Source organism: Vibrio satsumensis, assembly GCF_050337435.1.
GTDB classification, from domain to species: domain Bacteria; phylum Pseudomonadota; class Gammaproteobacteria; order Enterobacterales; family Vibrionaceae; genus Vibrio; species Vibrio satsumensis.
Window position 1 is genome coordinate 1 of sequence record NZ_JAKJSX010000022.1, and the last position, 21,764, is coordinate 21,764.

At 44.8% G+C, this 21,764-nt stretch carries 18 protein-coding genes; 10 read left to right on the forward strand and 8 right to left on the reverse strand.

The window, feature by feature from the left end; translation table 11 throughout:
- Positions 1-241: 241 nt before the first annotated feature.
- The gene (gene rpsT, locus L4C44_RS21985; protein ID WP_004739529.1) at positions 242-502 is read right to left on the reverse strand and encodes a 30S ribosomal protein S20; all 261 of its coding nucleotides are present in this window, start codon (positions 500-502) and stop codon (positions 242-244) included.
- A gap of 251 nt (positions 503-753) precedes the next feature.
- Here rpsT and murJ point away from each other — a divergent pair, with 251 nt between their 5' ends.
- The 6 genes from murJ to ispH all read left to right on the forward strand — a co-directional run bounded on the left by murJ (position 754) and on the right by ispH (position 8,596).
- Positions 754-2,316: a murein biosynthesis integral membrane protein MurJ gene (murJ, locus tag L4C44_RS21990; protein WP_146490560.1), complete on the forward strand. Its 1,563-nt coding sequence runs from the start codon at positions 754-756 to the stop codon at positions 2,314-2,316.
- A 70-nt stretch (positions 2,317-2,386) separates the two neighbouring features.
- Complete coding sequence (gene ribF, locus L4C44_RS21995) at positions 2,387-3,322, forward strand: bifunctional riboflavin kinase/FAD synthetase (protein ID WP_428805704.1); 936 nt, start codon at positions 2,387-2,389, stop codon at positions 3,320-3,322.
- 63 nt (positions 3,323-3,385) lie between these two features.
- Positions 3,386-6,244, forward strand: coding sequence for an isoleucine--tRNA ligase (gene ileS, locus L4C44_RS22000; RefSeq protein ID WP_428805705.1), 2,859 nt, complete (start codon positions 3,386-3,388; stop codon positions 6,242-6,244).
- Between the two features lie 157 nt (positions 6,245-6,401).
- A complete protein-coding gene (lspA, locus tag L4C44_RS22005; protein WP_428805706.1) occupies positions 6,402-6,902 on the forward strand; it encodes a signal peptidase II in 501 nt (166 codons plus the stop codon).
- A 149-nt stretch (positions 6,903-7,051) separates the two neighbouring features.
- Positions 7,052-7,483, forward strand: a complete 432-nt coding sequence (gene fkpB, locus L4C44_RS22010) for an FKBP-type peptidyl-prolyl cis-trans isomerase (RefSeq protein WP_102321451.1) — start codon at positions 7,052-7,054, stop codon at positions 7,481-7,483.
- A gap of 156 nt (positions 7,484-7,639) precedes the next feature.
- Positions 7,640-8,596, forward strand: a complete 957-nt coding sequence (ispH, locus tag L4C44_RS22015) for a 4-hydroxy-3-methylbut-2-enyl diphosphate reductase (RefSeq protein WP_146490579.1) — start codon at positions 7,640-7,642, stop codon at positions 8,594-8,596.
- A gap of 141 nt (positions 8,597-8,737) precedes the next feature.
- On the opposite strand, the gene btsR is transcribed toward ispH, so the two are convergent.
- The 3 genes from btsR to L4C44_RS22030 form a co-directional block, all read right to left on the reverse strand.
- Positions 8,738-9,469 carry a two-component system response regulator BtsR gene (gene btsR, locus L4C44_RS22020; protein WP_017106772.1) on the reverse strand — a complete coding sequence of 244 codons (732 nt, stop codon included), beginning with the start codon at positions 9,467-9,469 and terminating at the stop codon, positions 8,738-8,740.
- Between the two features lie 105 nt (positions 9,470-9,574).
- Positions 9,575-11,245, reverse strand: a complete 1,671-nt coding sequence (locus tag L4C44_RS22025; protein WP_146490562.1) for a sensor histidine kinase — start codon at positions 11,243-11,245, stop codon at positions 9,575-9,577.
- A 270-nt stretch (positions 11,246-11,515) separates the two neighbouring features.
- A complete protein-coding gene (locus tag L4C44_RS22030; RefSeq protein ID WP_428805707.1) occupies positions 11,516-13,006 on the reverse strand; it encodes a carbon starvation CstA family protein in 1,491 nt (496 codons plus the stop codon).
- A gap of 332 nt (positions 13,007-13,338) precedes the next feature.
- On the opposite strand from L4C44_RS22030, the gene L4C44_RS22035 reads away from it, so the two are divergent.
- Positions 13,339-13,689 (forward strand): DUF2799 domain-containing protein, encoded by a 351-nt coding sequence (locus tag L4C44_RS22035; RefSeq protein WP_146490564.1) that lies wholly within the window; start codon positions 13,339-13,341, stop codon positions 13,687-13,689.
- 96 nt (positions 13,690-13,785) lie between these two features.
- On the opposite strand, the gene murQ is transcribed toward L4C44_RS22035, so the two are convergent.
- From murQ to L4C44_RS22055, 4 genes are read right to left on the reverse strand one after another with little or no spacing between them, the layout of a single operon-like run.
- Positions 13,786-14,706, reverse strand: coding sequence for an N-acetylmuramic acid 6-phosphate etherase (gene murQ, locus L4C44_RS22040; protein ID WP_285955173.1), 921 nt, complete (start codon positions 14,704-14,706; stop codon positions 13,786-13,788).
- A gap of 45 nt (positions 14,707-14,751) precedes the next feature.
- On the reverse strand, positions 14,752-15,864 hold the full coding sequence (locus L4C44_RS22045; RefSeq protein ID WP_428805708.1) for an anhydro-N-acetylmuramic acid kinase: 1,113 nt from the start codon (positions 15,862-15,864) through the stop codon (positions 14,752-14,754).
- Positions 15,865-15,874: 10 nt separating this feature from the next.
- Positions 15,875-16,744: a glucosamine kinase nucleotide-binding domain-containing protein gene (locus L4C44_RS22050; protein WP_428805709.1), complete on the reverse strand. Its 870-nt coding sequence runs from the start codon at positions 16,742-16,744 to the stop codon at positions 15,875-15,877.
- 3 nt (positions 16,745-16,747) lie between these two features.
- Positions 16,748-18,340 carry a sodium:solute symporter gene (locus tag L4C44_RS22055; RefSeq protein WP_428805710.1) on the reverse strand — a complete coding sequence of 531 codons (1,593 nt, stop codon included), beginning with the start codon at positions 18,338-18,340 and terminating at the stop codon, positions 16,748-16,750.
- 247 nt (positions 18,341-18,587) lie between these two features.
- On the opposite strand from L4C44_RS22055, the gene L4C44_RS22060 reads away from it, so the two are divergent.
- The 3 genes from L4C44_RS22060 (at position 18,588) to L4C44_RS22070 (ending at position 21,757) form a co-directional block, all read left to right on the forward strand.
- Positions 18,588-19,436, forward strand: a complete 849-nt coding sequence (locus L4C44_RS22060) for a MurR/RpiR family transcriptional regulator (RefSeq protein ID WP_017077734.1) — start codon at positions 18,588-18,590, stop codon at positions 19,434-19,436.
- Between the two features lie 11 nt (positions 19,437-19,447).
- Complete coding sequence (nagZ, locus tag L4C44_RS22065) at positions 19,448-20,437, forward strand: beta-N-acetylhexosaminidase (protein WP_428781829.1); 990 nt, start codon at positions 19,448-19,450, stop codon at positions 20,435-20,437.
- Between the two features lie 246 nt (positions 20,438-20,683).
- Complete coding sequence (locus L4C44_RS22070; protein WP_010434849.1) at positions 20,684-21,757, forward strand: 3-deoxy-7-phosphoheptulonate synthase; 1,074 nt, start codon at positions 20,684-20,686, stop codon at positions 21,755-21,757.
- Positions 21,758-21,764 lie beyond the last annotated feature (7 nt).

A 21,764-nucleotide genomic window follows, 5' to 3' on the forward strand; every position in this document is an offset into this window, starting at 1 on the left:
ATCTATCTATCTATCTATCTATCTATCTATCTATCTATCTATCTATCTATCTATCTATCTATCTACGTACCAATTTGCTTCTCTCTTTATTTTCCTGATTGTTTTTTATCTATCTGCTTAATTGTCTATCGGTAAGTAAAATGGCTGTTAGCACGTAAAATAAAAGCGTTACTCAAAATTTAGATATAAAAAAACCGGCCTAGGCCGGTTTTTTTCGTTTTGCGTTGTAATCAAATTTCTATTAAAGAGCTTTGATTGCAGCAGCGAAACGAGACTTATGACGTGCAGCTTTATTCTTATGAATAAGGCCTTTAGTCGCCATACGGTCAAGAAGTGGTGTAACTTCTACAAGAGCAGCAGTTGCAGCTTCTTTATCACCAGCTGCAATAGCTGCGATAGTCTTTTTCATGTAAGTGCGCATCATAGAACGACGGCTAGCATTGTGCTGGCGACGTTTCTCAGCTTGGATAGCGCGCTTCTTAGCAGATTTACTGTTTGCCAAGGGTCTAACTCCCAAAAACTTAGTTCGGTGACAATTTAAGGGCGAGGACTATCCCTCATTAGCGCTTAATTGTCAAATGATTTGTGCAAAAACCAATCGTAGCCAAACAAACTTTGGTATGGAAAGGTCATCGCGGTTAAGATGGCGGGGATTCTAACAGCATTTTTAGACCAATGCTAATAAATATGCTTCTTAGGATAGGATAGTATTTATCCTCGCTTGAAAGTAATCAACCAGTGTCAGAGGTTTCTGTGAGTAAACGACTATTAAAGTCAGGCCTGATTGTCAGTGCAATGACTTTTGTTTCCCGTGTGTTGGGGCTAGTACGTGATGTAGTAGTAGCAAATTTGATGGGGGCTGGAGCGAGTGCTGATGTATTCTTCTTCGCTAATAAGATTCCTAATTTCTTACGTCGACTTTTTGCAGAAGGTGCGTTTTCTCAAGCGTTTGTTCCTGTATTAACGGAATATCACGCAGCAGGTGATAAAGATAAGACTCGAGATTTAATTGCCAAAGTATCGGGTACGCTCGGAGTTTTAGTGTCTATCGTCACCGTTATCGGGGTATTGGGCTCTGGCGTGATCACCGCGATGTTTGGTGCGGGTTGGTTTATCGACTGGCTAAATGATGGCCCATCAGCGCCAAAATTTGAGCTAGCGAGCTTTATGCTCAAGATTACCTTTCCTTATTTGTGGTTTATCACCTTCGTAGCTTTATCTGGGGCCATTCTTAATACATTAGGTAAGTTTGCGGTCTCTTCTTTTACTCCAGTGTTCTTGAACGTGATGATCATTGCTTGTGCTTGGTTTCTTGCTCCTAATTTAGAACAACCTGAAATTGGTTTATCCATCGGCGTTTTTCTTGGAGGCTTAGTTCAATTCCTGTTCCAAATGCCTTTCCTGATTAAAGCGGGTGTATTGGTTAAGCCTAAATGGGGGTGGAGAGATCCGGGCGTCGTTAAGATCCGCACATTAATGATCCCAGCTCTGTTTGGTGTGTCTGTTAGTCAAATTAACTTGTTGTTTGATACTTTCATTGCCAGTTTCCTAGCGACGGGCTCTATCAGTTGGCTGTATTACTCGGACAGATTATTGGAATTTCCACTTGGTTTGTTTGGTATTGCCATTGCGACGGTTATTCTTCCGGCTTTATCTCGTAAGCACGTTGATGCTCAAGGGGAAGGGTTTGCTCATACCATGGACTGGGGCGTGCGCATGGTTTTGCTGCTTGGTATTCCTGCGATGTTAGGTCTTATCGTTTTAGCTAAACCTATGCTGATGGTGCTATTCATGCGCGGTGAGTTTTCTCCACATGATGTACAGCAGGCATCGATGTCATTAGTAGCCTACGCGTCAGGCTTGCTTAACTTCATGTTGATTAAAGTTTTAGCCCCGGGCTATTACTCTCGCCAAGATACCAAAACACCGGTTAAGTACGGCATTATCGCAATGGTGACCAATATGGTGTTTAACGCGATCTTTGCTTATTTCTATGGTTATGTGGGTTTGGCTATTGCGACGGCGCTGTCTGCCTTTGTGAATATGGCACTGCTATATCGCGGCTTACACCTTGCTGGTGTCTACAAACTAACAAAGACGACTTTGTTGTTCTGCGCGAAGTTAATTGTCTCTGGCGGTGTGATGGTTGCGGCTATTTTGTGGCAGCTAGATAATATGCAACAGTGGCTTGAATGGAGCTTTAGTCAGAGAGCGCTGATGCTAACAGGCTTGATTGGACTTGGTGGCTTTGTTTATATTGTTTCGGTACTGGTTTTAGGTATCCGAGTAAAACATTTAAAAGCAGCGACAGATTAATACTGATTAGTATATAATCCGTCGGTTTCACACAATAAATGATGCAAATAACAGGTTTTAGCTGATCATAATGGAACTGATCCGAGGTATACACAATATTAAAGCGCAGCATCATGGCTGTGTATTAACCATAGGTAACTTCGATGGTGTTCATTTAGGACATCAAGAGGTTCTGAGTCAGGTTTCTAAACAAGCTGCAGCATTAGGGCTACCTTCTGTTGTTATGACGTTTGAACCGCAGCCTATGGAGCTGTTTGCCCGAGATAGAGCGCCAGCACGTTTAACTCGCTTACGAGACAAATACGTGCAACTGAGTAAGCTAGATATCAGTCGCTTATTGTGTGTCAATTTTAATCAGTATTTTGCAAGTTTATCCGCAGAAGCATTCATTAAAGCTCTTTTGGTTGATAAGCTTGGTGTGAAGTTCTTGGTGGTTGGTGACGATTTTTGCTTTGGTAAAGGTCGCACTGGTAATTTCGCTATGCTCAAAGAGGCGGGCGAGAAGTACGGTTTTGAGGTGGTAAGCACCCAAAGCTATTGCTTAAACCAATTACGAGTAAGTAGTACTGAGATACGAAATGCATTAGCGGTCGATGACTTGGCTGCAAGTGCTACCATGTTAGGACGTGATTACAGTATTAGTGGTCGAGTGTCCCATGGTCGAAAACTAGGGAGAACTATCGGTTTCCCTACCGCTAATATTCCATTAAAGCGTTGTGTTTCTCCTGTATCGGGAGTGTATGTTGTTGAAGCTTTGGATATCGATGGTGTTCCTGTCGGTGGCGTTGCTAATATTGGACAACGACCAACAGTTAATGGGGTAAGGCAGCAATTAGAAGTGCACTTTTTTGACTTTAAAGCCAATTTATATGGTAAACAGTTAGAAGTACGACTTTTGCACAAACTGCGCGACGAGATAAAATTTGAATCGTTCGACGCACTAAAGAATCAAATAGAATTGGATGCTGAAGCCGCAAGGGTGTGGCTGCTTCAGCTAAAGAATTAATCGGATGATTCCACCGATTAACATAATGTCTAACTTCGCCCAATATAACGGAATTAAGAATCGATGAGTGATTATAAAGATACCCTGAACTTACCAGAAACAGGGTTCCCAATGCGCGGCAATCTGGCAAATCGTGAGCCAGAAATGCTGAAGCGTTGGTACAAAGAAGATCTTTACGGCGAAATCCGTAAGGCAAAGAAAGGTAAAAAATCTTTCGTACTACATGATGGCCCTCCATACGCGAACGGCGACATTCACATTGGCCACGCGCTGAATAAGATTCTTAAAGACATTATTATCAAATCTAAGACCCTTTCTGGTTTTGATGCACCGTACATCCCTGGTTGGGACTGTCACGGTCTTCCGATCGAGTTAATGGTTGAGAAGAAGAAAGGTAAGCCTGGTCAGAAGATTTCGGCTGCTGAATTCCGCGAAGAGTGTCGTAAGTACGCTGCGGGTCAAGTTGAAGGTCAGAAAGAGAGCTTCAAACGTCTTGGTATCATGGGCGAGTGGGACAAACCTTACCGCACTATGGATTTTGGCACTGAAGCGAACATCATTCGTTCTCTAGGCAAAATCGCAGACAAAGGTCACCTTCTTAAAGGTTTCAAACCAGTTCACTGGTGTACTGACTGTGGTTCTGCTCTGGCTGAAGCTGAAGTTGAATATAAAGATAAAGTTTCTCCATCTATCGATGTGAAATTTACTGCAGCTGACGAAGCGGCACTTCTAGAGAAATTTACTCTAGCTGAAGGTCATGCGGGTCAAGGCGAAATTTCAATCGTTATCTGGACGACAACACCATGGACTCTGCCGGCGAACCGCGCAGTATGTCTACGTGATGATCTTGAATACGTGCTTATCCAAGTTGAAGCGAATGGCGACCTGCCTGCTCAACGTATCGTTGTTGCTTCTGAATTAGCAAAAGACGTAATGGACCGTGCAGGTATCGAGCATTTCCATAACCTTGGTTTTGCTACAGGTGCTGATCTTGAGCTTTCTCAGTTCAACCACCCGTTCTACGATTTTACTGTTCCTGCTGTTCTTGGTGACCACGTGACAACGGATTCAGGTACTGGTGTGGTTCACACTGCGCCTGGCCACGGTCAAGAGGATTTCGTGGTTGGTAAGAAGTACAACCTAGAAATCGCTAACCCAGTTGGTTCAAACGGCGTTTACCTGCCAGATACTGAGCTATTTGCTGGTCAGCATGTATTCAAAGCGAACGACTCTGTTTTAGAAGTTCTAAAAGAGAAAGGTGCACTTCTGCATCACCACGCATACGAGCACAGCTACCCACACTGTTGGAGACACAAAACTCCAATCATCTTCCGTGCAACACCACAATGGTTCATCTCTATGGATCAAGCTGGCCTACGTGCAAAAGCACTAGAGTCAATCAAGAGTGTTGAGTGGTTGCCTGAATGGGGTCAAAGCCGTATCGAAGGTATGGTTGAAGGTCGCCCTGAGTGGTGTATCTCTCGTCAACGTACTTGGGGTGTGCCAATTGCTCTGTTTGTTCATAAAGAAACAGCAGAACTTCACCCAGAAAGCCCAGTGCTTATTGAAAAAGTTGCGAAGCTAGTTGAAGAGAAAGGCATTCAAGCTTGGTGGGATGTAGACGCTGCTGAACTTATGGGCGCAGAAGACGCTGATAAGTACGAAAAAGTAATGGATACGCTAGACGTATGGTTCGACTCAGGTGTTACGCACTTCTCTGTTGTTGATTCTCGCGAAGAGTACAACTTCCCGAACGAAGAGCGCACTCACAGTGCTGATCTTTACCTTGAAGGTTCAGACCAACACCGTGGCTGGTTCCAGTCTTCTCTAATTTCATCTATCGCGATGAAAGACGAAGCACCATACAAGCAAGTACTAACACACGGTTTTGTGGTGGATGGTAACGGCCGTAAGATGTCGAAATCTATCGGTAACGTTGTTGCACCTAAAGATGTAACCAACAAGCTAGGTGCAGATATCCTGCGTCTATGGGTTGCTTCTACAGACTACACAGGTGAAGTTGCGGTTTCTGATGAAATCCTAAAGCGTTCAGCGGATGCTTACCGTCGTATTCGTAACACGGCTCGTTTCTTCCTAGCGAACTTGAACGGTTTCAACCCTGAAACTGACCTAGTACCTGCTGAAGAGATGGTTGCACTTGATCGCTGGGCTGTTGGTCGTGCTCAAGCTGCACAAGAAGAGATTGTTAAAGCATACGGCGAGTACAATACTCACGGTGTGACTCAACGTCTAATGCAGTTCTGTTCTATCGAAATGGGTTCTTTCTACCTAGACGTAATTAAAGACCGTCAGTACACAGCGAAGCAGGGCAGCCATGCTCAACGTAGCTGTCAGACTGCGCTTTACTACATCGTAGAAGCTCTCGTTCGTTGGATGGCACCTATCATGTCGTTCACTGCAGATGAAATCTGGAATGAAATGCCGGGTGAGCGCGACACGTTCGTATTCACAGGTGAGTGGTTCGAAGGTCTATTTGGTCTTGCTGAAGGCGAAGAGCTAAGCAACGAATTCTGGACTGAAATCCAATCTGTTCGTGGCGCAGTGAACAAGCTTCTTGAAGATGCTCGTAAAGAGAAAACGATCGGTGGTGCACTGCAAGCTGAAGTTACTCTATACGCTGACGACGCACTAGCGGCGAAAATCAACAAGCTAGAAGATGAGCTACGTTTCGTACTTATCACTTCTGCAGCTGTTGTTAAGCCACTGAGCGAGAAGTCTGATGCAGCGCAAGCGACAGACGTTGCTGGTCTATTCGTTGAAGTTGCAGCTACTGAAGCTGAGAAGTGTGATCGTTGCTGGCACCACACTCCAGATGTAGGCACTATCGAAGGTCACGAGAAAGTTTGTGGTCGTTGTGTGTCGAACATCGACGGTGAAGGCGAAGTGCGTAAGTTCGCATAACGACTCAGAGAAAGACTGAACTTTTTGTAAAAATCATAGCCCCAGTATCAACTGGGGTTATTTTTAGTTATAGGAAATGTGTTTAACCAAGTCGGTAATCAAAGCCACTTAAGGTGACTAACAATGAATATCAACTTCGTAAATACTAGGAATTGAAATGAGTGAAGTTTCGTTAAAACAATCTGGTGTACGTTGGTTATGGCTGGCTCTATTGGTCTTCTTGGCTGATATCGGCATTAAACTCTTTGTCATGGACAATATGGGTTATGGCTGGGCAAACCGTATTGAGGTGCTGCCATTCTTTAACTTTCTGTATGTGCATAACTACGGTGCAGCGTTTAGCTTCTTGAGTGAACAAAGTGGTTGGCAGCGTTGGTTATTTACGGGTATCGCCTTTGCGGTAACAGGCATGCTGACGTACTGGATGAGCAAACTACCAGCAGCAGAGAAGTGGAATAACATTGCTTATGCGATCATCATTGGTGGCGCAGTAGGTAATGTGTTTGACCGAGTCGTACATGGCTTTGTTGTCGATTACTTAGACTTCTACTGGGGCACTTACCACTGGCCTGCATTTAACTTAGCGGATATGGGAATCTGTATCGGTGCTGCGATGATCATCTTAGATGGTTTCCGTAAGAAAGACGAAAGCAAATAGCTTGCCTCAAAGTCAGTCTATGACTCACAGAATAGAATAGCCCTAAGCGCTGTCGGTTGATTCCGACGGCGCTTTTTTTTATGCTGCAAGTAATATGAGAGCGAAGCAAATGGCGTTTTCAAATAATAAAGAAATCTAAGGAAAGTAACGTGGCAGCAATTAAAAATGATTCAGCAGTAACTCTACATTTTACGATTAAAATGAAGGATGGTTCAGTTGCCGATAGTACGGAAAATATGGGCAAACCAGCAAAGTTCGTCATGGGCGATGGCAGTCTAAGTGAGAACTTTGAAGCGTGCTTACTGGGACTTGAAGCTGGAACTGAAAAGTCTATCGAACTGAAAGCAGAAGACGCGTTTGGTATGCCAAACCCTGATCATATTCACTATATGGATCGTGCTAAGTTTGTTGGCGATTCTGAAGTTGAAGTGGGCACTATCATGGCATTCTCTGGTCCTGACGGTATGGAAATCCCAGGGATTATTACTGACATCGCAGGTGATTCAGTGACGGTTGATTTTAACCACCCACTTGCTGGTCAAGACGTTACGTTTGACGTCAACATCTTAGCGGTAGAATAACTATCTTAACGTTAGAATAGCTGTCTTCACGCTAGAACAAGATAGCCTTACAGCTGTGATGTCACCCAGAGCTTCACTGTCTAGACGCTTCACTGTAGAATGCGAACCTCGCTGACGGCGAACTCTATAGAAACAACCTTAGTACCGCGGTAAATGATGAGCAATGAAATGAAAATAATGTTAGCTAACCCTCGTGGCTTTTGTGCCGGTGTCGATCGTGCGATCAGCATCGTAGAGCGTGCACTCGAAATGTATCAGCCACCGATCTATGTTCGCCATGAAGTGGTACACAACCGCTTTGTTGTTGAGGGGCTCAAACAGCGTGGTGCTATTTTTGTCGAAGAACTGAGTGAAGTACCAGACGACAACATCGTGATCTTCTCGGCTCACGGTGTTTCTCAAGCGGTTCGTAAAGAAGCGAAAGAGCGTGAGTTAACGGTATTCGATGCGACGTGTCCTTTGGTGACTAAAGTTCATATGGAGGTTGCTCGTGCGAGCCGCAAACATATGGAAGTAGTACTGATTGGCCACGCGGGTCACCCTGAAGTGGAAGGCACTATGGGTCAGTACGCGAGCCAAACTGGTGGTATGTACTTGGTTGAAAGACCAGAGGACGTACAGAATCTAGTGGTGAACGATCCGAGTAACCTGCACTATGTTAGCCAAACTACCTTGTCTGTTGATGAAACGGCAGATGTAATTGAAGAGTTGCGTCGTGTATTCCCTGAGATTCAAGGCCCTCGTAAAGACGACATCTGTTATGCGACTCAAAACCGTCAAGATGCCGTGCGTGAGATGGCGAATGACGTTGATGTAGTGATTGTTGTTGGTTCTAAGAACTCATCTAACTCAACTCGCCTAAAAGAGCTGGCTGAGAAGCTAGGTACGCCAGGCTACCTAACTGACTGTCCTGAAGACATTCAAACCGAGTGGGTTGAAGGCAAAAAGAAAATCGGTGTAACAGCCGGTGCTTCTGCTCCTGAAGAGTTAGTAAACCAAATCTTAGATCGTATTCGTGAGCTGGGTGCTACCGAGGTTGAAGAGATTCAAGGTCGTGAAGAGAACATGTTCTTCGAAGTGCCGAAAGAGCTGCAGATTAAGCAAGTCGACTAATCGTTATGGATTGGTGACAAGATCGATTCGCAAACACTATCGATTTGTAAACACTATCGATTTGCAAACAGTAAAAAGCCAACGTTGATACGTTGGCTTTTTTGATCGTACTTTGGAACAAGGCGTCGAACTTCTAACTCGTTACTGGAGACCGAGTTGCTCTTTTAAAGTCTTTAAGTAACGACGGCTAACAGGGACTTCAAAGCCAGTAAGGGTAATGATCTCCGCTAATCCATTCTCTAGCAGTTTGATCTCTTGGATCGATTTTATGTTGATCAAATATTGGCGATGACAGCGGATCAAATCGGTTTTTTCTTCCAAGATCTTTAGCGTTAACTGTGAGGTCGCGGTTTGCGATGAGCTACGAACATGCACACCACTGATATCGGAATAGGCGCACTCGACCGTTTGGCTTGCCATGATCACAATGCGGTTGTGACCAATACACGGAATCTGCTCTAAGTGGCAGGGAGCAATCGCTGAGATGTTCTGTTCTGGTGCTTTCTGGTTTTGTTTGATGACTTTATTTAGACGACAAACGCTCTTGTTTAATCGACAAGGCTCGACTGGCTTAAGTAGGTAATCAAATGCGTTATCTTCAAAGGCTTGAATCGCATATTGGTCGTAGGCGGTAACGAATACCACGTAAGGCATGGTGTCTGGGTCAAGCATGCTTAACAGTTCAATCCCGGTAACCTGCGGCATTTGGATATCCAAATACACGACATCAGGCTTGAGTAGATTGATCTGTTTCAGTCCTTCGATCGCGTTACTCGCTTGGCCAATGATTTCCACTTCTCCGGTTTCGGTTAGCAGCTCAATCAGTTCTTCTCGAGCAAAAAGCTCATCATCGACAACTAATGCCTTTAACATCCTACAATCTTCATCTTGGTTCTATCCCTGCTTGATTCACGCTTATCTTTTAAATGTCTGCTTCTAATTGTTTCAACTCGGAGCGATTTGTCTCCGAAAATACCATTATTTTAGTATAGGTATGATAAAGCTCATTCGAGTAAATTGCTGTGGCTGAGATTCTATTTTTAGTGCTGAATCTTGTCCAAAGAAATTAGTGAGTCGTTTGTCAACAATTTCCATACCTAATCCTACGTGATCTTGAGATGGCTTCTGATAATTACCCGCGTTGTCTTCAACGGTTAACTTGAATCCACCCTCGAAAGCTTCGCTATAGATCTTCACTTTGCCGCCTTCCAACATGTTTGAAATCCCATGTTTGATGGCGTTTTCTACCAGCGGTTGCAGGGTAAAGCTCGGCAATTGAGATTCATACAACTGCGGGTCGATATCCCATTCCACTTCTAGTCGATCGGTAAAGCGTGCTTTCTCTATGGTCAGGTAAGCGTTGACGTGTGCCAGCTCGTCTTTGAGCTTCACGGTGTTGATGTTCTGCTTTAGGTTGCTTCTAAAGAAGTGAGATAGGTGCTGAATCAACTCTCGAGCTTTATCTGGGTCACGGCGTGTTACTGCGCTGATGGTGTTAAGCGCATTGAACAAGAAGTGTGGGTTAACCTGAGCGTGCAGCAGCTTGATTTCCGCTTGTGTCAGTAGCGTCTGTTGTTGCTGATAGTTGCTAAATAGGATCTGGCTCGATAATAGCTGAGCGATACCTTCACCCATCGACATATTGATGGTCGAGAATAGTTTTAGCTTTGGCTCATACAGTTTAATGGTGCCGACCACTTCGTTACCCGCACGGAGTGGAATAATCAGAGCTGAGCCCAATTTACAATCCTGCGACAAGGAGCATTGGTATGGGTTCTCTTTGCCATCAAGGTAGATGATGTCGTTCTGTTCCATCGAAGTGAGCGTGCTTTGTGATGAAATTGGGGTATTTGGAATATGGTGTTCATCACCAATGCCGACGAACGCGAGAATTTTTTCTCTGTCGGTAATCGCTACCGCACCAACATTGGTCTCTTCATAAACGATACGTACGATTTTTTGTGCGTTATCGGAATTGAACCCGCCATGCAAAATACCTACCGAACGCTCTGCGATGGTTAATGCGCGGCGTGAGAAGGTAGCCGAGTATTTTTCGAAGATGGTTTTCCTGTCTTGGATGATGCTCATGAACAGCGCTGCACCGACTGAGTTAGCAATGATCATTGGCGCAGCAATATCAGAGACCAGAGCGTAGGACTGTTCGAAGGGTTTTGCGACCGCCAGTAGAATCAGCATTTGAATGATCTCTGCAAACAGGGTTACCGAGAAAACCACCAACGGGTTAAACAGTTGGCTGGCTTTGTTCTTTCTGACTAAGTAAACGTGCAATAGGCCACCAATCAAGCCTTCTGCTGTGGTCGAAATAGCACAAGCCAAGTCTGTGAAACCGCCTAATGAGTAACGGTGAATACCGCCAGTAAAGCCGACGGCAAAGCCAACCACAGGGCCGCCAAACAGACCCCCCATAACCGCACCCATCGCACGAGTGTTGGCTATCGCGTCATTAATCTGCAGTCCGAAATAGGTACCCATAATACAGAACAGAGAAAACAGAACATAACAGCTGACTTTATGACTTAAGCGTGAAGATATGCTCAACAAAGGCAGAATCAATGGGGTTTTACTTAGCATATAAGCAATCACTAAGTAGACACAGGTTTGTTGCAGTAGAGAGAGAATGAGTTCCATATTTTCACCTATTGAGACGCTTGTTAAGTGTAAAGCTCATTGCGTGGTAACGGTAGCTTTGCTTGTGTTTTCGTTGGTTATATCGAGCGGTCATTGCTTCTCAGGCTGAGATGCCAATATTGAGATACAGTAAAGCCCATCACGGTGGACGGGCTTTAGTCTTAATTTCCAAGAATCACTGGGTGATTACGGGAGCAAGCGAAGTGTGTTTGGCTTGTTCTTTTGTCTCTCTATGAAGACTTGTCTCTTTTTATCAATATCCTGAAAGAGCTAGGCGGTTTTGGTGACGCCTTTTGCTTCTTTTTCTTCTTCATCAGCAAGGTCGATATCGCCTTTGCCTTTTGAAATTTTGATAACGTAAGCTGCAATACCGAATGCACTTACCACGCCGATGATGGTTGAAAGCTGCATTGGCAGACCGAAGCCTAGCTGGCTGTTGTTCAGGATGAATGTAATACACACAGAAGTCATGAACACAGCTGGAACCGTTGTTACCCAGTGCAGTTTATTGTGACGAAGTAGGTAAGCCGAAGCTGTCCATAGCATCATTACTGCTGTTGATTGGTTAGCAAAACCGAAGTAACGCCAGATGATACCGAAATCTACTTGAGTCAGGATACCACCGATAACGAACAGTGGTAGAGCCATCAGTAGGCGGTTACGCAGTGTTTTCTGCTCCATGTTGAAGTATTCAGCAAGGATAAGACGGCTTGAGCGGAACGCCGTGTCACCAGAAGTGATTGGTAGAATAACCACGCCAAGGAAAGCAAGGATACCACCGAATACACCCAGTAGACCAAATGAAGCGCTGTATACCACGTTACCTGGACCACCGTTTGCAATCGCGTCAGACAAAGACTCAACAGAGCCGAAGAATGATAGCGCAAGTGCGCACCAGATTAGAGCAATGATACCTTCACCAATCATTGCACCGTAGAATACGAAGCGACCGTTCTTCTCGTTTTCCATACAACGCGCCATTAAAGGAGACTGAGTTGCGTGGAAGCCAGAGATTGCACCACAAGCGATAGTGATGAATAGAGCTGGCCAAAGTGGTAGGTCATTCGGGTTCATGTTAGTGAACATGTCTTTCATCTCGAAGCCGCCCATGATTTGGTGCTCGTCAGATAGACCAATCGCAGTGATTAGGCCAACAGACATAAAGATAAGTAGTGCACCGAACAGTGGGTAGAAGCGACCAATGATTTTATCGACAGGGACAATCGTTGCGATGATGTAGTAAGCAAATATGATAACAACCATGGTTGTTGCAGACATCGCGAAATCAGTTTGGTCGTTCACTAGGTTAGTGATCATGCCTGCAGGAGCAGATACGAATACGACACCAACTAGAAGCAGTAGAACAATGGCAAAGATGTTCATAAAGTGTTTTGCGCCATTGCCTAGGTAACGTCCAGTGATGGTTGGAACTGAAGCACCGCCGTTACGGATAGATAACATTCCTGAGAAATAGTCGTGTACCGCACCTGCGAAGATACAACCTAGCACGATCCAAAGCATCGCTGCCGGACCATAAAGGGCACCCATGATAGGGCCGAAGATTGGACCGACACCTGCAATGTTAAGCAGCTGAACTAGGTAAACCTTTGGCGTCGACATTGGAACGTAGTCCACGCCATCTTGCTTAGTGTGAGCGGGTGTTTGACGCTTTTCATTGATACCGAAAATTTTCTCGATAAAGGCACCGTAAATAAAGTAGCCACCAATGAGTGCTGCAACACAGGTAAGAAACCACATCATAATTTGTTATCCCTGAATGTATTAATTAAGTCAGGGTGTATATTAGAGGAGTGTATGAGAAGAAACTTCCGCTATGAGAGTGAGTGGTCGAATAGTCAATTAAGTGGTGTTATAACTGATTGAGTGGTTTGTTACGTTTGCAGAGCGGTTGGTTATTCATGTTGAGATGTGTCTTGCTTCTGGTAAGTGGTGATTTATCAGCTTTAAGCGGTAACCAATAGATATCAGTGGCAGATAACAGACATAAGTGGACATCAGCCAGTGTTCAGCGGAGAATCACCACAAATGCAACGCTTCGTCAGGAAGTGGCTAGGTAAATATAAAGGACTGAAATGAAAAAAATAATCGCACTATTCGCCGTGGCATTTAGCCTTGCAGGATGCAGCGCCAATGTTCAAGATTTAGCAGCTGAAGGCAATTGGCAAGAGATTGGCTATCGTGATGGTATCAAAGGCCACACTCAACGTTCGTATTCAGAGATGACTGAGCTTGGCGCAGTCGATCAAGCGAGTTACACAGAAGGTTACCACCTAGGTGTGGCTGAATATTGTAATCCGAACCATGCTTATCAGATTGGTTTATCTGGTCAGGTGTATGAAGGCGTGTGTTCTGGTACGGAAGACGCTCAACGTTTCCGTATGGAATGGCAACGTGGCTGGGATGAGTTCTCAAACGACTATTAAGCCCAAGCTAGCGATAAAAAATTAAAACTAAAAAAGACCAGTACCGCATGTGCACTGGTCTTTTTGTATGTAGCGATAGTAACAGTCAACAGCAGACTATTGATTATTTTCGACTGCTTTTCTCAAGAAGCCATTTTGCTTATCAAGCTGAGCCTTGGCCAATTCTAAATCTAGCCCTGTTAGAATCATCAAAATAGACAACTTCACATCGTAATCAGTCGTTTTAAGTGTCGAGACTGCCAGTGCTTTGTCGCACTCAGTTGCTTGGATAACGATACGAGCAGCGCGGGCAACCAACTTTTCATTGGTTGCTTTTACGTCGACCATCAGATTTTGGTAGCTTTTACCAATGCGAATCATGCTGGCAGTCGTCAGCATATTAAGCACCAGCTTTTGTGCTGTACCTGATTTGAGGCGTGTTGAACCAGTCAATGCTTCTGGGCCAACCACCGGGCTAATTGCGATTTGAGCGATTTCAGCAATTGGAGAGTCAGGGTTACAAGACAATGCAACGGTCACCGCGCCAAGTTGATTGGCATAGTTGAGTGCACCAATCACGTAAGGTGTGCGACCACTGGCAGCTATACCCACCACGACATCATTTTCTGAAAATTGAATCGCTTTCAGATTTTCAATACCGAGAGTTAGCGAGTCTTCTGCGCCTTCTTTAGCTTTTAAAATCGCCTCTGGTCCGCCAGCGATTAGGCCGATAACCATCTTGTCTGAGACGCCGAAAGTCGGCGGGCATTCTGATGCGTCTAACACACCTAATCGACCACTGGTGCCTGCGCCCATATAAATCAGTCGACCACCGTTTTGAAAGGCATGAGCAATTTTATCTACCGCTTTCGCGATCTGCGGCAGTTCCGCTTCAATCGCCAGTGGGACTTGTTTGTCTTGTTGGTTAATCTTTTCAACCACTTCGAGAGAGGTGAGCAGATCAATATCCATAGTATCAGGGTTTCTCCCCTCCGAAACGAGGTGCGAGAGCGCTGATATGAGAGCGTCGTTACTCATAATGATCCTTAAATGGTGATTCTAAAATGATGGTTCTAAAATGGTTTAGTCAGCACGATAGAGAACGCCTAGAGAGGCCGCTCTGCTTGCGCCAGTCACTTCTGGCAAATTGCTTGGCAGTTGATGAACATGACGTTGAGCAAGCCACGCAAAAGCCATCGCTTCCATGTAATCGGCATCAACGCCTTTACTGGTTGTTGAGTCAACACCCCAACTTGGAAGCAGTTCGGACAATCTCTTCATCAACAATGGGTTTCTTGTACCACCGCCACACACATACAGTGCAGGTTGGTTACCCAAGCGATAAGCTTTCACTTCATTGGCTATCGTCAATGCGGTGTATTCACAAAGCGTGCACTGAACATCTTCTGCCGTAATATCTTTAAATTCTGTAAGCTGTTGCTCTAGCCAGGGTAGGTTGAACAGCTCTCTGCCGGTACTTTTCGGTGGCATTTGAGATAGATAAGATTCATTTAACAGCTGTTCGAGCAAGGCTTGATTGAGTTGACCTTTAAGTGCGAATTGCGCATCACGGTCAAACTTCTCGCCCGTGTGTTTATCAACCCAAGCGTCCATCAACATATTCCCTGGGCCTGTATCATAACCAAGTGTTGGCTGATTCGGGCGCAGCACTGAAATATTCGAGATACCACCAATATTCAACACCACAACCGAGCTGTCTTGCGGGTGGAAAATTGTATGGTGGAAGGCGGGGACTAACGGTGCACCTTGTCCGCCTAATGCCATGTCTTTACGTCTGAAGTCAGCGACGGTTTGAATCTGTGTTTTAGCGGCAATGATGTTGGCATCACCCAGCTGCATGGTAAATGGAGATTCGCCTGTTGGCTGATGAAACACTGTTTGGCCATGATTACCAATCGCAGTCACAGAAGATGCAGGTGTGTCTGACTTGTCGAGAAGTTGCAGAACCGCTTCAGCAAACAGATGGCCAAGCTGGTGGTCTAGCTCACCAATAGCAATCAAATCCGTTTTCTGACCAATACACACCTCAAGCAGACGTGCTTTAAGATCATCAGGTATAGGGAACTCATCATGCGCGAGCAATGTGATACGAGTATCTTCTATCGACACTAATGCCGTATCAACGCCGTCCATACTCGTGCCGGACATCACGCCAATATATAACTCTGACTTCATGGTCATTTCCTTAATTAAACGGGTAGAGCTTTTGATGTGCGATGATTTCTGCACCATCTAAAGCATTACCTTGAATCTCTAAGCTGCGAGCTTGTAGTTCTTGTGGCAGTTTTTTACGATAGAAAGAACCTAAGCTGCCTAAGAACATAATCGGTAGTGAATTGTTGTCTGAACATGCTCGAGTAAGCAGCTCTATTTCTTCAATACCTTGCTTTAATATGAGACTTGCCGTTGGACAGCGCTGTTCCATGTCGACGAGTTCTCGTGCAAATTGAGCATAATCAGTTGCGTTGGCCGTGCTTATCCAATCTAAAATTTGACTGCGATTGCACCCTGACTTTTTCATCACTAGTAGACTTGTGAAAGATGGCTGTTTGCCATCGAATTCACTGAGAGTCTGTTGAACTGCTCGAAACCCAAGCCAAGCACCGCCACCCTGATCGCCTATCGGGAAGCCCCAGCCACCAAATTGATGTGTTTTGTGGTGGGTATCTAACTGAATCGCAACCGAACCTGTACCAATGGCAATGCAGTTTACGCCTTCCCCTATATTTGCACCAACGACCGACGTTTCAGCATCGGTCGTCACATACCGGTTTGGGAAATGGGACAGTGCCAGTTGTAACTTAGCTTTTAGTTGAGTATTACCTGCGCCAGCAACACCGACCACAATATAACACTGTTTCGGACTGATCTGATTCACACTCAGCATTTCTTCAATGTAATGAGTCAGTTGAGTGATGGCTGTTTCACCGTATAAGGTCAATGACGTTGCGGCTAAAGTGCGCTCTTTAATTACGCTCGGCGTTGGTGAAATTCGTTTTAGCCTCATAGCGGTTTTTGTGCCGCCACCATCGACGGCTAGAGTATGGGTAATCATTGGCTAAACCGTTTGTAGTTTATTAACTTCTTGAGTTTGCTTCTTACCTGAAAGGCATACGATTAACGATACAAATGTGCCAACACAAAGTTGATAAGGGAAAGCTAAACGAATCCCTACCCAATCAGCGTTAATCACGCCCATTACGCTATCCCAAACATAAGCTTGCATCAGCAGTGTGGTGAAGAAGCCAGCCATTAGAGCTAGAGCGACCGAAGTTTCGTTACCGCGCTCGGTGAATATTGCAGTGAAGTAGACACCCAATAATCCTGTGTAGGCAAAGACCATAACACTCAAAGCAAACGACAACAGTGGCATGTCAGTGTACTGCTGCCAGTAGTAACACAGGATACCCATACTACCTAAGGCCACAGCTGCCGCCGCCATACCAAATCGACCAGCTTTCACGTAATGGAAATCATCTTGTACTCCTTTACGAGCTTCTAGCCAAGGCTTGTAGATATCCTGAATAGCTACTGATGACATTGAGTTCAAGCCGGAATTTAGTGTTGAAAGTGCCGCAGCAACAACCCCAACAGTAACCAAGCCTCTAAGACCTGCTGGCATTTCATTCAGCACGTAGTACATGAAAATCGTGACGTTCTCGCCATTAAAATTTTGAACAACCTCTTTGCCTTCAACGCCCATCAGTTCAGGTCTTTGGTAGAAGACATACAAGAGTAGGCCAATTGACATAAATACAAGCACAACTGGAATAGAGAAGATGATTGAGTTAATCATCGCTTTTGAACCTTGCTTGGCATCTTTACATGTTAGAACTCGCTGAGTCATGTCTTGATCAAGGCCAAACGCACCAATGTTTAACAGCACGAATCCCGTGATACATGCCCAAAAGCTGAAGGTACCAGCAGGGCTAAAGTCGAGGTTAAAATCTAATAAAGTCAGTTTCGAAGCTTGGCCTTCACCAGGGTTAGCCAGTACCTGCGCAATTTGGTTGAAATCAGCTGGAATTTGTCCCAATAAATAGATGATCACAGCAATGGCTGCACCGACATAAACCACCAGTTGAATTAGGTCGCTCCAGATAACGGAACGAATGCCACCCATGTAGGTATAAGCAAGGCCAACGGCAACGAGAATGATCACTGAAGTAACTACGCTGCTTGGAGCAATGTCGGTAAATAGAATCATGGAGACAGCGATAGCGGCCATGTATAGGCGTGCACCAGAAGCAAATATGCGACCGACCAAATACATCACGCCTGCACGCTGTTTGGTTTTCTCGCCAAAGCGTACTTTTAGTAGTTCATAAACAGTTGAGACTTTGTTTTGATAGAAACGAGGGATAAGTACCAAGGCAACGAAGATGGCACCAATAATGCCGCCAATATTGGTCGCTAAGTAGGTTAAGTCACCACGGTAGCTAGATTCTGGCCCGCCTAAGAACGTCGCTGCAGATTGTGATGTCGCGAGCACCGAGATAGCCACGACCCACATTGGCATCGAATTACCACCTAAAAAGTAGTCCTTAGTGCTCGTTATTTTTGTTCGGCTGAAGTGCCAACCTGTAAAAGCAATAATGGCGAAATATATCGCAAATACAGCCCAGTCCAGTGAGGTAAATAGTGAATTCATAGCAGCTCCGTAGCATGAATAGGGTAGAGGGTACTTATAATTATTTTTTCAGAATGTCAGTTTGAATAATGAGTTTCAAAATCTATTCCTTGGTGGAATAGTGACCAATGCTTTTCTTTGACCATGATCCCAGAAGGTTGTGCTAGCTATTCCATACGGGAGAATTCGAAGGAATAATTATTCCAATGAAAATACAAAACTCGTTATGATAACGAGGTGCGGTTAGAGAGAAGGGGAAGGGCGTTTAATGAAAGGCATTGCGAAAGTAAAAGCGCTGTTACCCAAGTTGTCTCCATCCGATGCGCTGGTGGCGCGATATGTTCTTGACCACCCACAACAGGTGAAGCAATTATCTTCGCCCGAGTTGGCCAAAGCCGTCGGAGTGAGTCAGTCAACGATAGTGAAGTTTAGTCAGAAGCTTGGTTATAAAGGGTTTTCAGAAATGAAGGTCAAACTCTACCAAAGCGATATGACTTATCAGCCCGTATCTCAACGTGGCATACATGGCACGATTACGCGTAAAGACCCGCCTGATATGGTGATGGACAAACTTCTTGCAAGCAAAACACAATCGCTTGAGCGCACTGTGTTATTAAACGAAGGTGAGCAGCTAAACCATGCCGCAGATATTTTGCATCTTGCACGTAAGGTGCAGATCTCAGGTGTAGGCGCTTCATCTTTGGTGGCGAAAGATCTTGCTTATAAGCTGATGAAAATTGGTCATGCTGCCAATGCAGAGCAGGATGCCCATATTCAAATTGCCAATGCCGCTTCTCTTTCTGAAAATGATGTGTTGATTGCGATTTCTTATTCTGGAAACACCAGAGAAGTGGTGAAGGTTGCTCAGCTAGCTAGATCGAAAAAAGCCAAGGTGATAGTGATTAGTCAGCTATCACCTTCTGCTTTAGACAAATACGCTGACATTAAGTTGATATCAGCAGCCGACGAAAATCATATTCGCAGTTCATCTATAACTGCTCGTGATAGCCAACTTTTTATTACTGACTTGTTGTTCATTGCGTTAACTCAGCAGGAAGAGCAAGCCGACCAATTAATTGAACAAAGTAAATCTGCAGTAGCAGAATTTAAGCAATAAAAGGATATTGTATGGGACCGTTGTGGGTAGATGTTGCGGGCTATGAGCTAACAGCTGAAGACAGAGAAATTTTAGAGCACCCAACCGTTGGTGGTCTCATCTTATTTGCTAGAAACTACCACGATAGCAAACAGCTATCGGCGTTAAATAAAGAGATCCGCAAAGTTGCAAAACGTCCTATTTTAATCGGTGTTGACCAAGAAGGCGGCCGAGTTCAGCGCTTCCGCGATGGTTTTTCAATCATCCCGGCAGCTCAAGAATTTGCGACCAAGAATAATGGCGAGCAATTAGCAGAACAAGCGGGTTGGTTGATGGCGGCGGAGTTGATTGCCCATGATATCGACCTGAGCTTTGCGCCTGTTTTAGACAAAGGCCACGACTGTAAAGCGATTGGTAGCCGAGCATTTGGTGAAGATATTGATACCATCGTTCGCCACAGTAGTGCTTTTATTAAAGGCATGAAATCGGTTGGAATGGCGACAACAGGAAAGCACTTTCCAGGACACGGTGGCGTGATTGCTGATTCGCACCTTGAAACGCCTTACGACCCTAGAGACGATATTTTTGAAACTGACATGGCGATCTTCAAGGCTCAAATTGAAGCTGGAATATTAGATGCGATGATGCCTGCGCACGTGGTTTTTTCTCACTATGATGATCAGCCTGCGAGTGGCTCAGAGTATTGGTTGCAGAAAGTATTGAAGCAGCAGCTTGGATTCAAAGGCTTGGTATTTTCTGATGACTTAACGATGGAAGGCGCTGCAATTATGGGTGGGCCAGCCGACAGAGCGAAGGCTGCTCTGAATGCGGGTTGCGACATGGTGTTGATGTGTAATAAACGAGATGCGCAAATTGAGGCTCTTGATCACTTAGCGATTCAAGAGGTGCCTTTAGCCAACTCATTGCTTAAAAAGCACAGCTTTGATTTACCGACGCTTCACACGGATAGCCGATGGAAAGAGGCCTCAGAGCAAATTAAGCGGATGTTAAACGCTGGGTGATAAATAAACACTCTATAAGTTTTAAGAAGGCGATATTAAAGATATCGCCTTTTTTGTATGTGCTTGGCGTGGTTTAGGCCTATTTGTGCCTCAGAACGAACTAAAGATGAGGTGTAAAATTAAATTTACATTTAATGTTTTTTATTGTTTACACTTGCAATCGTTTTTGTAGCTGTTATTGTGTTTTTAAAGATTGTTAGCCCAAATGGAAATGCTGGGTGTAAAAATAAATATACAGGTTGAGTTATGCAAAAAAGTGAATTAAGCAATGTCAATATCATCGACGAACAGGTACTGATTACTCCAGAGGAGTTAAAAGCGAAATTACCTTTGAGCGATAATGCTCGTCGTTTTATTCAAGAGTCTCGTGAAACGATTGCGAATATCATTCATAAGAAAGATCACCGTATGCTAATCGTGTGTGGTCCATGTTCTATTCACGATCTAGAAGCGGCGAAAGAGTACGCAAAACGCCTCAAAGCACTTTCTGAAGAACTGAGCGACCAACTGTATATTGTTATGCGTGTTTACTTTGAAAAGCCTCGTACCACGGTTGGTTGGAAAGGCTTGATCAATGACCCACATCTAGATGGTACGTTCGATATTGAGCATGGTCTGCATGTAGGTCGTGAGCTTTTAGTTGAGTTAGCGGAGATGGAAATCCCACTAGCGACAGAAGCACTAGACCCAATCAGCCCACAATACTTGGCAGATACATTCAGTTGGGCTGCGATCGGTGCACGCACGACTGAATCTCAAACTCACCGTGAAATGGCAAGTGGCCTTTCAATGCCAATCGGCTTTAAGAATGGTACTGACGGCAACTTAGGTACTGCAATTAATGCGATGCAGGCTGCTTCTTCTAGTCACCGTTTCATGGGTATCAGCCGCGAAGGTGAGGTTGCACTGCTAACGACTCAGGGTAACCCAAACGGTCACGTGATTTTACGTGGTGGTAAGCAAACTAACTACGATTCAGTATCTGTACACGAATGTGAGCAAGAGCTGGGTAAATCTGGTTTAGAAGCGGCATTGATGGTTGATTGCAGCCACGCAAACTCTCGTAAAGATTTCCGCCGTCAACCGTTGGTTGCTGAAGACGTTATCCACCAAGTGCGTGAAGGCAATAAATCGATTATTGGCCTGATGATTGAGAGCCACATTAACGAAGGTAATCAGCCGTCAGATATTCCTCTAAATGAGATGAAATACGGCGTTTCTATTACCGACGCGTGTATCAATTGGGAATCAACTGAGGCACTATTGAAGCATGCACATACGGAATTAGTCCCGTTTTTAGAGAACCGCCTGAAAGGTTAGTCAGAGT